Raw genomic sequence first — 11,850 nt, 5'->3', positions numbered from 1 at the left:
GCAGCCAGGTGTCGTCACCGAGCCGTTCCAGTGCGCCGATCAGGTGGGCGAGACCCTTGCGCTGGAATTCATGGCCGGCGAACAGCAGCAGCTTGGCATCCGGCGGAATGCCGAATTCGCAGCGAATGGCTTCGCCGCTTGCGGCATCACGGCTGAACCGCGTGAGATCGATGCCGTTGGAAATCTGGCGGATCCGTGAGGCGGGCACCCGATAGAGCCGCTGCAGATCGGCCGTGACGCGCGACGACACCGCAATGAAGACGCCGTAGCGCAGTCCGCCGATCATGGCGCGGTCGCGCAGGCTGACCCACAAATGCATCGGATTGAGCAGCCAGCGCCAGCTGCCGGCGGCACGTTTCTCCGCGAGGCTCTGGGCGTTGACGGCATGGACGACCAGGACGTCGCCCTTCAAACTATCGCCGTGGCTGATCACGACGGCGTTCGGATGACGGGCCAGCGCCCGGGTCGCCGCCAGGGTGAACAGCGGCACCACGATGGCGCGGCCGATGTGGCGCAGCGGCCCGCGGGTCGGAATGCGCGACAACCACGGCGCCACCCGTTCGAGCCTGAGCGTCCGATCGACCTCGGTTCCGACCGCGCTGGCGAGCACCACATTCGGTAAACCATGCTGGGTGAAAACCCGCGCCAATTCGATCGCGACCGTTTCCACGCCGCCGGCATTGCTCAATTCTTGCACGACCTGGACGATCTCAAAGTCCATGCGATCCAAACTCTTTCGGAGAACACACGCTTGCGACCTCGTGCCGAGCTCTCAGCGGTTAGCATGATCCTGTTAACGATTGCCTCGTTTCTGGCGATGCCGGCGGCGTTCGGTCAGGCTGCCGTCGGCGCGCCACCGCGTTTGCGCGACATGGTCGGCGGCGGTAATCTGGTGACCCATCTCGCCGGCCAGAGCCCGCAGCTCTATCAAGCCTTGCGCGGCGTCGGCGCCCGTATGGGGCGGATGGATTCGTATGGCTGGCGCACGCTCACGCGCGTGCCGACGCCGCACGATTTCGATGCCGCCATGAACGAGGCCCATGACAACGGCATCACGCCGCTGATTCTGCTCGAATATGACGGCAGCTATCAGACCCTCGATCCACCGCAGCCGATCGGCTCCTATCAGGACTGGTTTGCGACGGGACAAGCGATGGCGCGGCGCTTTCGCCCCGGCGGCGACTGGGGGCGCGAGCATGGCATCCCGGATTTCGGAGCCACCATCTTCACTGCCATCAACGAGCCCGACGTACAGGCGACGATTCCGCGCCAAGCCTATCACGATGCGCTTAAGGGACTGGCGGACGGTGTCCACAGCGTCGATCCGCACCTGCGCGTCGTCCCCGGCGGCTTCGCCACCTGCAACTCGAACCGTGACGCCACGCTGCGCGGTTATGGCCCGGCCATTGCCGACCTGCTGGAGGACGGCCACCTCGACGGCATCGATCTGCATACCTATTACAACGACCGCTGGTATCCGATCACCAAAGGTCGCGAATTCTCGGCGCAGACCTGCTTCGATCGCATCAAGCAGGCCATGGGTCTCACCCGCGATATCCATTTCTACAGCACTGAGTTCAACGTGACGCGCGCCGGCGCATGGGACGATGACCGCATCCTCGGCAAGCTGTTTCTCAGCGCGGTCTGGGACCAGCTCGCCGTGGCGGGCCGGAACGGGCATTCGCCGGCGACCGTGCTGGCGTTTCCGTGGAATCTTGGCGACACGCCGCGGGTCGATGGTCCGCATTATGCGATGGCCGCAGGCGAGAACCCGTGGGTTCCGGAGCTGCGCAGCACGGTGTTCAAGAGAGTGCTCGACCTTGCCGGCGACCTGACGATCGTCGCCATCGACAGGGCGCGCGGTCTCACGCAGCTCACAGGCCGCGGCGCCGATCTGTTCGTCTGGCAGGACATGCCAGGCTGGACCGACCGGCCCGGCCGTGCGCTGGAGCTCGATCTGCCCAGTTGGACGCGCAGTCTCGAGATCTGGGGTTGGGACGGCCTGCGCCGTGTCGAGCCGGCGACACCGGGTCGCTTCGTCGTCGACGGCGTGGACGGAAACGAGACCTACATGATCCGCGTCCCGAGATGACGGCGCTGATTGCGTGCGCGACAGCGTCAGCATTCCATTAACGTCAACGCGAGACGTTACGGCGCTCGCGCTGTGTGCGCTCGGCATTTTTACCGATCCTTGCTATCTGCCGTCATGTCATGAGCCCAGCGGCTCGTCAGAGCACATGCTTTGGAAACGGGATGCAGCTGAACCGCAACGCCGATCGCCTGGATGGGACGCCGCCGCCTGCGAAGGTGCGTGTGCGCGAGATCGCAGAGAGCGATCTGGCGGCCGTTGCGGCGCTGTTGTCGCGCGGCTTTCCGTTCCGGAACGAGTCATATTGGCTGCGCGGATTGCGGCGCCACGCCGAGCGGCCGCGCCTCGACGGCTATCCGGTGTTCGGCTACTGCCTCGATCATGACGGCCGGGCGGTCGGCGTCATCCTGCTGCTGTTCTCGCGCGTGCTCGCCGGCGGCGAGATGATCGTGCGGGCCAATGTCTCGAGCTGGTATGTCGAGCCTGAGCACAGGGCATTCGGATCGCTGCTGGTCCGGGCGGCGACACGCGACAAGCGCGTGACGTATTTCAACATCACGCCGGCGCCGCATACCTGGCGGCAGGTCGAGGCGCAGGGCTTCTCCGTCTATTGCAAGGGCCAGATCTATGCCGCTTTGGCGCTGTCGCGGCCGGCTCCGGACGCGTCCGTGAGTGCGTTCGCCGACAAGGCAATAGACGGCCTGTCTGAGTTCGAGCACGATCTCTTGCGGCAGCATCAGGCGTTCGGCTGTCTCAGCGTCGTCGCGCGCGACGCGACGGGTGCCTATCCCTTCGTCTTCCAGCGCCACCGCGTCAAGAACACGATACCGGTGGACCGGCTGCTCTATTGCCGCGACACCGCCGACCTCGCCCGCTTTGCCGGAAACATCGGTCGCTTCCTGGCGCGCCGCGGTGGAATGCTGGTGCGCTTCGATGCCGATGGCCCCGTGCCCCGGCTATTTGGCTGGTATTCGGAGCAGCGCGGCCGGAAATATGTCAAGGGCCCGCATCCGCCGCATCTCGGCGATCTCGCCTTCACCGAGGCGGCCCTGTTCGACAGCTGAAGCGATCTGCCGTCCTGACCACGCCGCCTTAGAGGTTCAGCAGGGGACCGGGCTATTCGTTCCGCAGCCCCGAGGCTTCGACGATCTTGCGCCAGCGCGCGGTTTCGTGGGCCATCATGGCGCCGAACGCGACATTCCCGGTGATTGGTATCGCGCCGAGCTCGGCGATCCGCTCGCCGACCGCCGGCTCGGAGAGGGCCCGATTGATCTCGTGATTGAGCAGGTCGGCGATCTCGCGGGGCGTGCCGTGCGGCGCGCCGACGCCGTAGAAGGAGCTGGTCTCGAAGCCCGGCAGCGTATCCGCGATCGGCGGCACATCGGGCAGGATGGCCGAACGGTCGAGCGTGGTCACGCCGAGTGCGCGCAACTTGCCTGCGCGTACCAGCTCGAAGGACGAGGTGACGTTGTCGAACATGCCCTGCACCTGACCGGACATCACGTCGGTGAGTCCCGGCGCGGATCCCCTGTAGGGCACGTGGGTGTAGCAGATGCCGGCCGTCCGTTTGAACAGTTCGCCCGAGAGATGGAGCGAGGTGCCAATCCCGACGAGGCGATCGAGAGCTTGTCGGGGTTCCGTTTGGCGAAGGCGATGAACTCGGCGGTGTTGCGCGCCGGAACGTCGTTGTTCACGACCAGAACCAGCGGACTCTGAGCGACCCCAGCGACCGGATCGATGCTCGCGGCGAAATCATAACCGAGGTTTGGGTCGAACGAGGCGTTAATCGCATTGGCGGTTGACGTCAGCAGCAGCGTGTGCCCGTCGGCAGCCGAAGCGATAACGGCTTGCGTTCCAATGTTACTGCCTGCGCCCGGCTTGTTCTCAACAATGAAGGTCTGTCCGAGACGATCCGAGAGACGTTGGCACAGCAGCCGCGACAACACGTCGGTCGCGCCGCCCGGTGCGTAAGGCACCACCCAACTTCACTGAGCGCGCGGGATAAGCAGGCGAGAAGGCTGAAGGCGACACACGGGCCACGGCGGTCGCAATCGCCGCTGCGGAGGACAGCAGAAAGGAGCGCTTGCTGATCATGGCGGAGTCTGGTCCCCTTTGCTGGCACGCGATGTCCGCCTCGGGCAGGACTGCAATGCCTATGGCAAGGAAACCGAGCGACCGCATTCAGTTTTCGGCGGCGTGGTAAAGACTTCCGCTCCGCCGCGCCCGTTCCAGCTGAACGGAGCAGGGCGGCCTGCGGAGGAGACGGCTGCTTCCAATTGCTCGTGAACCGATAGGAACGATCGGGCGGTTGAGAAGATAAAAAGCATACCCTTCAGCCAAGGAGAACGCTCATGAAGTCAGTCCTCGTAGCCGTGGCATCGCTGGCATTGCTCGGTTCGTCCGCACTCGCGCAGACATCGCCACCCGTCAACAGTTCGCAAATGGACGCAGCGTCCAGCGGCAATGACCAGAAGGGCCCGGCCGACGCCGCCAAGACTAATAATCAAGCCCAGGATTTAGCTGCAATCCAGAAGATCCGACAGGATCTGCAGAATGCCGGTTTTACCGACGTAAAGATTGTTGCCCGCTCGTTTGTGATCCAGGCCAAATCGAGTGACGGCTCTCCGGTGGTGATGACGATCGGTCCGCATGGGATGTCGGTGTTCGAAGCCATGAGCGGAGCACCGTCTAGTTCCGGAACGGTGGGCAAAGGTTCAGGTACAGGGGCTTCCTCCGACGTCACCCCGGGTACTTCGACAAATCAAAATGCGCCCTCCAGCAGCCAGAATTCGGGGTCACAGCAGTAGGAGCTTTGACATTCCGAGGAGGCAGGAGACCCCGATGGCCAAATATGATCAAGGCATCACGCGCGCAGGGCGAGGGGAGGAACAGCCGACGGACAAGGAGTGCGCGCAGACCGCTCATCAGACCAAGCCCGGTACGATGCCGACGCATCCCGCGCACAAAGGGGATGACGATGGGAGCGGCCAGGGAGGACAAGATAAACCGGGGCATCGCGGCACGTCATAGCCAGATGTCGTCCGACCAGCCCGAGGTGAGGGAAGTTCGATGCGCTTTCACCGCGATCCCCGATCGGCAATTAAGACGGGCTCTCGAAGGACAGGACGCTCGGCCGGGTCCAGTCGGGCTCAGCCATCGCCTTCGACCTCGCGGAAAGCGATGCGCGCCGTCCTAACCTCAATGCCGGCCGGCGATGCGACCGGCTTGTCGATCCAGGCGGCGAGGTCGACTGTCAGCGGTGTGCGACGGTCGACGCTGCCGCCCGGGTGTTTCGTAGTCGCGGCCATCGTATTGTTGACGCGCACCGGACCGGAAACTGAAAAACGGTCCGGCTGAGCGAACGCGTTGCCGGCAAAGCTCATGGTCAGGTCGATATCGATCTCCTGGTCGGTGGCAGGGGATAGCAGAAGCAACAGGATTTCTGTTCCCATGGCCGTGATGCGGATATGGCCGGCAAACGGCTGCGCCGCATAGTGCGCCACCAACCTGATCGAGATGATGTCGCCGCTGCAGATGGTCGCATCCGCGGGCACGGACATCGTCAGTTGCGGCACTGGCTTGTCGCCCGACCAGGTCGCGGCCGTGGATCTGACCGGACCGGGCAGGTGACCGCCGATCCGGCGGCATGAAACATAGCGAACCTGATCCAGCAACGCTGGTGACGCGAGCCGGCCGAACTCACAATTGCGCAGGACGACGGGCATCGCATCCCGAGATTGAGTTTGCGCTGGTGCTGGCGCGGACCATCGACTTCCTGAGTGCTGATCCCGACCAGTTGCTAAGCGCCATTTACGATTTGCGCGACATAAGATGCGTGAGATCTCAGAGGAGGATCGCGCGGACAAGGCCGAGTTGATGCAGGCGTTGGAAACCGCCATCGCGGGCGTCGAAGCACACGCCAAGAAATATGGTCGCGCCGGGCTTGCGCCGCCCAATACCACTCGTCTGGAGGCGCTGGGCGCCAAACGTTCCGGGGGGATTCTGCGCGCAATCGAAACTGCGGCAGATCAGGCCGGGCGAGGAGAAGGCTTGACCGATGCATTGTCCGATCGCGGCATCACGCGCGCCATCGGACAACGCTCGACATCGGCGATGCCGATGCGCTTCGCCGCGGTGCTGCTGTGTGTCGCGTGTGTGGCGGTCGGTGTTGTCGTGGTGAAGCGGCGTGACTTCCGTTCATCGGCGCTGCGGCCGGTGACGTCGGCCGCGAGTGCCGTTCCCGTTGTCGCGGGGACACCGCAGGTCGCGCCGCCAATGGCTTGTCCGCGATCCGAGCCTGCCGACGGCCTATGGCGTCTTTGCCGAAAGCGCGGGCGATCTTCATGAATTGCAGATGTTGCAGGGGCGCGTCCCTGATCCGCGCGTCGCGATATCAGCGGCGATCACCAGGCCGAGCGAGACCACCGTTCTGGACGGTCATATCAGGTTCATCGTGTTCCAGAGGGACACGCCGCCCGATGCGTTCGACGCCGTCGAGGTGCGCGTCGTTGCGCGGGTCAGGCAGGCGATGAATTTCGATGCGACCGGAAAGCCCGTGATGTCGTCGAACGACGACAACTGGGTCGTCCGCAACATCGCGATTCCCTGCCGCGCCTCGCCTGTCAGGACGAGCCGCAGATGTTCGAGATCAAGCCCCGCGATCCAGATATGGAATTTTCCCCCGGCCGCTATGCGCTGGTCATCAAGGGGCGCGGTTTCGACTTTTCCGTCGCAGGAAACGTCACCGACAAGAAGCAGTGCCTGACGCGGCTGGTCGCTGCCAACGGGACTTTCTATTCAGAATGTCAGAAGCCGTAATGAGGCGGCAACCGGACGGCACCGTTGGATTCCGGAAGCGGTCGCACCCGCCTCAGTCGAAAATTCATCAAGCGCCATGCCGAGTTATCGCTTTTCTCCATGACCGCGGAGGATAGCTTCGCGACACCTGCCACGGAGCAGAACAAGCCGCGCGTGCAGCGGAGGAGACCACCAATGGCCATTTCAGCAGTTTCGACGGCGCCGGCGGATCGCCGTGGTCGCCGAGCTCGCGCGCGATCTCTGCGATTTCTCAAAGCAGCTGCAGGGCTGAACTGAAGCTGCGCCTATGCGGTCGCGTCCCGGCAAGTGGGGAGAGGTTTGAAGTCTCGGCTACTTGCAAGCACGCCGATGGTGATGCGGGCAGGGCAGAGCTTGCGGCGGTGTCATGATCACCTGCGACGGATAAGGCTCGGGCGAGCGCCGCGCATTGCCGGCCAGAAAGCCTTCGATGCCGATTGAGGCTTCAGGCGGATCGCCGGCAAAATTGCCGGGGAAGACGGCATTGTTATGAAAATCGCGATCGTCGTCGCGGCCGTCGAAGAACCAGAACGAGGACGTATTGCCGTAGCGCAGCACCTGTCGTCCGCTTCGCTCCTGCGCGGCCAGCGGCGATGCCGTTGTCAGACTCAGCGTGCCTGCGAGCAGAAGTGCTGTCCCCACTGCGGTCTTGTGACTCGGAATCATGGCCTGATGGTCCCCCAGTCGCCCTTCCAGCCCGTGAGCTTGCCCTTGCGGAACTGCAGATACAGCCCGTCGCTGCGGCTAGACAGCGCGGCGCCCTTGACGTTGGGCACCGCGATCAGCAGTTCGTTGCCGACACTGCCGCGCACGTAAGCGAGCGGCACACCGAGGGATTGCGAAGCCTGGTCCGGCGTCATGCCGAAGCTGAGCGGCAAGGTCGCGTTGCGCGACGCAAAGGCATTCTGGGCCGATGCAGGTGCCAAGCTGGTGTAGCTCAGCCCCAGACAGCCGGCCGTCGCAAACGCTCGCGCGATGCGGAGCATCGCAGCTTCCGGGTCTCGGTCAGGTGGCTTGCCCATGCGTTACTCCACCGACGCCGTTGCCAGGGTGCCCTGCGGCGTCCAGCCGCCGCCGAGCGCCTGGAACAGGCTGCTGGCTGCGAGCATCTTGTTAAGCCGCACCGTGACCAGATTGTTCTCCGCGGTGAACAGCGTCTGTTCGGTCTGCAGCACGGTGATCAGATTGACCGTGCCGCCACCATACTGCTTCTCGGCGACGTCGAACGCCTTGCGCGAGGCCGTCACCACGTCGTTCTGCAGCTTCTCCTGCAACGTGAACTTCTGCAGGGCGATCAGCGCCTTCTCGACGTCGGAGAAGGCCGAGAGCACGGTCTTGCGGTAGGTCTGCAGGTTCTGCAGCTGCACGCCTTTGGCCTGCTTCAACTCGCTTTCGAGCAGGAAGCCGTCGAAGATCGGCTGGGTGAGGCTTGCGGTCAGCGTGTAGAACCAGGCGCCCGGCGTGAATAGCGAGGCCAGCGCCGCGCTCTGGAAGCCGGTGGTGCCGGTGAGTTGGATCTGCGGGAAGAAGGCGGCACGCGCCGATTCGACGCTGAAGTTCGATGACGCGAGCGTGGCTTCGGCCTGGCGGATATCAGGCCGCTGGTAGAGCAGCTGCGAGGGCAGGCCGGGCGTGACTCGCGGCACCGCAATCCTGCTGAGCGAGCCGCCGCGCAGGTTGAAATTCGCGGCCGCTCTGCCGACCAGCAGCGCCAGCGCGGCCGTGTCCTGGCCGACCGTGACTTCGAGCGGCGGGATCGCGGCCTTTTGTGTCGCGACCAGCGCCTCCTGTTGCGACAGATCGAGCTGCGAAGCCGTACCGCCGCTGAACTGGGCCTTGATCACCTTGAGAATGCGCTCGGCGGCAGCGAGATCGCGCTTCGTGACCGCGAGTTGATCCTGCGCGGCCAGCACCTCGAAATAGGTGTTGGCGACGGTCGCGAGCGTGGTCAGCGTCACCACGTCGCGATTGTAGCGCGAGGCGGTCGCGGTTTCCTCGGAAGCCGCCAATGTCGCGCGGTTCTTGCCCCAGAAGTCGAGCATGTAGCTCGCGGTCAATCCTGTGGAAAAAATCGACACCGTCGATGAGCTGCCGCTGGCCGTGGTGCCGAGACCCGAGCTGGAGGTGCCCGACGAGCCACCGCCGCCATGCTCGCGCTCGGCGCTGGCGCTGCCCGATATCGTCGGCAACAATGCCGCGCCGGAAACGCCGACCTGTGCGTCCGCCTGGATGATCTGGGCGACCGCAACCGCGATATCGAGATTGTTGGTCTGTGCCGCATCCATTAGCGAGCTCAGCTCGTTGGAACGGAAGCCGCGCCACCAGTCGATAGCGGGCGGCGCCTTGTCGGCCGCAGCCTCGCTCTTGGGACCGGCGCGATAGGCCACAGGCACTTCGAGGTTCAGATCCGGTCGCTCGGTGCCGAGAATGCAGCCGGAAAGACATGGGCTCAGCAGCAGCGCGCATAGAGCGGATGTCACCCGCAGCGGACTGCGCTGGCGCAAGGCCGCAGTTTGAATGCGGCCGCGCATCGGACCAACAAGGCGGATCGATTCGGGCTTCGGCATCTACTCGCCTGGTTGCAGTGAAGGTGCGCCCGCATGCGGCGCTGCGTTGCGGCGACGTTGGCTCCAGAGGCGAAACCTGTCTAGATACAAATAGATCACAGGCGTCGAATAAAGTGTCAGCATCTGGCTGAGCGCCAGACCGCCGACGATGGCGATGCCGAGCGGCTGGCGCAGCTCGGCGCCTTCGCCGAGGCCCAGCGCCAGCGGAACCGCACCGAGCATGGCGGCCATAGTCGTCATCATGATCGGGCGGAACCGAAGCAGGCAGGCTTCGCGTATCGCGTCGAGCGGGGAGAGCCCACGGCTGCGCTCCGCGTCCAGCGCGAAGTCGATCATCATGATCGCATTTTTCTTCACGATGCCGATCAGCAGGATGACGCCGATCAGCGCCATGATGCTGAACTCGGTGTTGAAGGCCATCAGCGCCAGCAGCGCGCCCACCCCGGCCGACGGCAAGGTCGAGAGGATGGTCAGCGGATGCACATAGCTCTCGTAGAGCATGCCGAGCACGATGTAGATCGTGAGCAGCGCCGCCAGGACCAGGAATGGCTGGTTGCTGAGCGAATCCTGGAACGCCTTGGCCGCGCCCTGGAACGTGCCCTTGATCGTCGCGGGAACGCCGATCCGGTTCATCGTGGCTTCGATGGTGGCGGTCGCCTGGCTCAATGAGACATTCGGCGGCAGGTTGAATGAGATGGTGTTGGCGACCAGCAGGCCCTGGTGATTGACGCCGAGCGGCGTCGCGGAGGTGGTGTAGTGCGCCACCGCCGACAGCGGGATCATGGTCTCCTGCGAGGTCGCGACCGCCGCGCCGGTGGAGGCCGCTCCCTTCCCGGTGGCGCCGATCGAATTGGTGGCGGCATTGCGCGCAGCTTGCGCGTTGGCCGAAGCTGCCGCCGATTTGGAAGAGACGATGGTACCGACCACGGCATTGGTGGCCTGCGAACCGCCGACCGTGCCACCGGAGGTGCTGATATAGACATCCTTCAGCGTCTCCGGGTTCTGCCAGTAGCGCGGCGCCACCTCCATGATGACGTGGTACTGGTTGCGGGCGACATAGATGGTCGAGACCTGGCGCTGGCCGAAGGCGTCATAGAGCGTGTTGTCGATCTGGCTCACCGTGATGCCGAGCCGCGCCGCGGCGTCGCGGTCGATCAAAAGGTCGCTCTCGAGCCCCTTGTTCTGCTGGTCACTGTTGACGTCGGCGAGAACGCTGGTCTCGCGCTGCAGCGCGGCCACGATCTTCGGCGTCCATTCATTGAGCTCCTCGAGGCTCGTGCCCTGCAGCGTGTATTGATATTGCGCGTTGCTGGCGCGGCCGCCGATCCGGATGTCCTGCACCGCCTGCAGGAACAGCGTCGCGCCCGGCACCACGGACATCTGCCGGCGCAACCGTCCGATCACGCCGTCGACGGACAGCTTGCGCTCGGCGAGCGGCTTCAGCGAGACGAACATGAAGCCGGAATTGGTCTGTCCGCCTCCGGTGAAGCCGACCGCGGTATCGACCGCCGGATCCTGCTTGATGATGTTGACGAACTGCGTGAGCTTCTGCCGCATCAACTGGAAGGAGATGCTCTGGTCGGCCTGGATGATGCCGATCATGCGGCCGGTGTCCTGCTGCGGAAAAAAGCCTTTCGGAATCACGTCATAGAGATAGACGTTCAACCCGATGACCAGCACCAGCAGGGCCACGATCGAGCGCGGATGATCCAGCGCCACGGTGAGGGAACGCCGATAGGCATTTAGCATCGCGTCGAAGACACGCTCGCTGGCCAAATAGAGCCGGCCGTGGCGCTCCCCGGCGACCGGCTTGAGCAACACCGAGCACATCATCGGTGTGGTCGACAGCGACACCGCGAGCGAGATCAGGATCGAGATCGAGATCACAACCGCGAATTCGCGAAACAGCCGCCCGATGATGCCGCCCATCATCAGGATCGGGATGAACACCGCGATAAGCGAGATGCTCATCGAGAGTACGGTGAAGCCGACCTCGTTGGCGCCCTTCAGCGCGGCCTGGAACGGTGTCATGCCCTCTTCGATGTAGCGGGTGACGTTCTCCAGCACCACGATGGCGTCGTCGACCACGAAGCCGGTCGCGACCGTCAATGCCATCAGCGACAGATTGTCCAGGCTATAGCCCATCAAATACATGGCGCCGAAGGTGGCGACCAGCGACACCGAGACCGCGACCACCGGAATCAAGGTGGCGCGCAGGTTCCTCAAGAACGCGAACACCACGAGGATCACCAGCATCACCGCCAGCACCAGGGTGCGCTCGACGTCATGCAGCGAGGCGCGAATGGTGAGCGAGCGGTCGACCGCGATGGCGATGTCGATCGCCGGCGAGATCGAGGC

The 11,850-nt window shown here is 64.2% G+C and carries 12 protein-coding genes and 1 pseudogene; 5 read left to right on the top strand and 8 right to left on the bottom strand.

The features are described from left to right. Positions 1–721: glycosyltransferase (locus tag WA702_RS16545; protein ID WP_425111616.1), on the bottom strand; the 721-nt coding region annotated here is incomplete at its 3' end. Between the two features lie 96 nt (positions 722–817). On the opposite strand from WA702_RS16545, the gene WA702_RS16540 reads away from it, so the two are divergent. Both WA702_RS16540 and WA702_RS16535 read left to right on the top strand, forming a co-directional pair. Then, entirely contained in the window at positions 818–2,092 is a 1,275-nt protein-coding gene (locus WA702_RS16540) for a hypothetical protein (RefSeq protein ID WP_425111618.1), read from the top strand. Positions 2,093–2,253: 161 nt separating this feature from the next. Further along, entirely contained in the window at positions 2,254–3,153 is a 900-nt protein-coding gene (locus WA702_RS16535; protein WP_425111615.1) for an acyl-CoA acyltransferase, read from the top strand. 52 nt (positions 3,154–3,205) lie between these two features. Here the strand turns inward: WA702_RS16535 and WA702_RS16530 are convergent. Continuing rightward, a pseudogene (locus WA702_RS16530) lies at positions 3,206–4,183 on the bottom strand (Bug family tripartite tricarboxylate transporter substrate binding protein). 257 nt (positions 4,184–4,440) lie between these two features. On the opposite strand from WA702_RS16530, the gene WA702_RS16525 reads away from it, so the two are divergent. Then, positions 4,441–4,896 (top strand): hypothetical protein, encoded by a 456-nt coding sequence (locus tag WA702_RS16525; protein ID WP_425111614.1) that lies wholly within the window; start codon positions 4,441–4,443, stop codon positions 4,894–4,896. Between the two features lie 342 nt (positions 4,897–5,238). Here WA702_RS16525 and WA702_RS16520 read toward each other — a convergent pair whose 3' ends face one another. Further along, positions 5,239–5,814, bottom strand: coding sequence for a hypothetical protein (locus tag WA702_RS16520; protein ID WP_425111612.1), 576 nt, complete (start codon positions 5,812–5,814; stop codon positions 5,239–5,241). A gap of 106 nt (positions 5,815–5,920) precedes the next feature. Here WA702_RS16520 and WA702_RS16515 point away from each other — a divergent pair, with 106 nt between their 5' ends. Then, entirely contained in the window at positions 5,921–6,436 is a 516-nt protein-coding gene (locus tag WA702_RS16515; protein ID WP_425111611.1) for a hypothetical protein, read from the top strand. Positions 6,437–6,526: 90 nt separating this feature from the next. Here WA702_RS16515 and WA702_RS16510 read toward each other — a convergent pair whose 3' ends face one another. Next, positions 6,527–6,685 carry a hypothetical protein gene (locus WA702_RS16510; RefSeq protein ID WP_425111610.1) on the bottom strand — a complete coding sequence of 53 codons (159 nt, stop codon included), beginning with the start codon at positions 6,683–6,685 and terminating at the stop codon, positions 6,527–6,529. A 42-nt stretch (positions 6,686–6,727) separates the two neighbouring features. On the opposite strand from WA702_RS16510, the gene WA702_RS16505 reads away from it, so the two are divergent. Beyond that, positions 6,728–6,907, top strand: a complete 180-nt coding sequence (locus WA702_RS16505) for a hypothetical protein (protein ID WP_425111609.1) — start codon at positions 6,728–6,730, stop codon at positions 6,905–6,907. A gap of 330 nt (positions 6,908–7,237) precedes the next feature. On the opposite strand, the gene WA702_RS16500 is transcribed toward WA702_RS16505, so the two are convergent. The 4 genes from WA702_RS16500 to WA702_RS16485 form a co-directional block, all read right to left on the bottom strand. Next, positions 7,238–7,591, bottom strand: coding sequence for a BA14K family protein (locus WA702_RS16500; protein WP_425111608.1), 354 nt, complete (start codon positions 7,589–7,591; stop codon positions 7,238–7,240). Next, entirely contained in the window at positions 7,588–7,947 is a 360-nt protein-coding gene (locus WA702_RS16495; protein ID WP_425111607.1) for a hypothetical protein, read from the bottom strand. Before WA702_RS16495 ends, WA702_RS16500 begins: the two co-directional genes overlap by 4 nt. Positions 7,948–7,950: 3 nt before the next feature. Beyond that, positions 7,951–9,492, bottom strand: a complete 1,542-nt coding sequence (locus tag WA702_RS16490; RefSeq protein WP_425111606.1) for an efflux transporter outer membrane subunit — start codon at positions 9,490–9,492, stop codon at positions 7,951–7,953. Continuing rightward, the coding region (locus WA702_RS16485; RefSeq protein ID WP_425111605.1) for an efflux RND transporter permease subunit at positions 9,493–11,850 on the bottom strand (2,358 nt) is incomplete at its 5' end. It lies immediately after the preceding gene.

Source organism: Bradyrhizobium sp. (assembly GCF_049798375.1).
Lineage (GTDB): Bacteria > Pseudomonadota > Alphaproteobacteria > Rhizobiales > Xanthobacteraceae > Bradyrhizobium.
Note: the sequence above shows the minus strand (reverse complement) of the source record. Positions and strands in the feature narration are given on the sequence as shown.

What these genes read in the sequence shown, in the direction of transcription:
- WA702_RS16520 (WP_425111612.1), bottom strand. Translation starts at nt 5,814, where the DNA reads ATGCCCGTCGTCCTGCGCAATTGTGAGTTCGGCCGGCTCGCGTCACCA.
- WA702_RS16495 (WP_425111607.1), bottom strand. Translation starts at nt 7,947, where the DNA reads ATGGGCAAGCCACCTGACCGAGACCCGGAAGCTGCGATGCTCCGCATC.
- WA702_RS16515 (WP_425111611.1), top strand. Translation starts at nt 5,921, where the DNA reads ATGCGTGAGATCTCAGAGGAGGATCGCGCGGACAAGGCCGAGTTGATG.
- WA702_RS16510 (WP_425111610.1), bottom strand. Translation starts at nt 6,685, where the DNA reads ATGTTGCGGACGACCCAGTTGTCGTCGTTCGACGACATCACGGGCTTT.
- WA702_RS16525 (WP_425111614.1), top strand. Translation starts at nt 4,441, where the DNA reads ATGAAGTCAGTCCTCGTAGCCGTGGCATCGCTGGCATTGCTCGGTTCG.
- WA702_RS16505 (WP_425111609.1), top strand. Translation starts at nt 6,728, where the DNA reads ATGTTCGAGATCAAGCCCCGCGATCCAGATATGGAATTTTCCCCCGGC.
- WA702_RS16500 (WP_425111608.1), bottom strand. Translation starts at nt 7,591, where the DNA reads ATGATTCCGAGTCACAAGACCGCAGTGGGGACAGCACTTCTGCTCGCA.
- WA702_RS16490 (WP_425111606.1), bottom strand. Translation starts at nt 9,492, where the DNA reads ATGCCGAAGCCCGAATCGATCCGCCTTGTTGGTCCGATGCGCGGCCGC.
- WA702_RS16535 (WP_425111615.1), top strand. Translation starts at nt 2,254, where the DNA reads ATGCAGCTGAACCGCAACGCCGATCGCCTGGATGGGACGCCGCCGCCT.
- WA702_RS16540 (WP_425111618.1), top strand. Translation starts at nt 818, where the DNA reads ATGCCGGCGGCGTTCGGTCAGGCTGCCGTCGGCGCGCCACCGCGTTTG.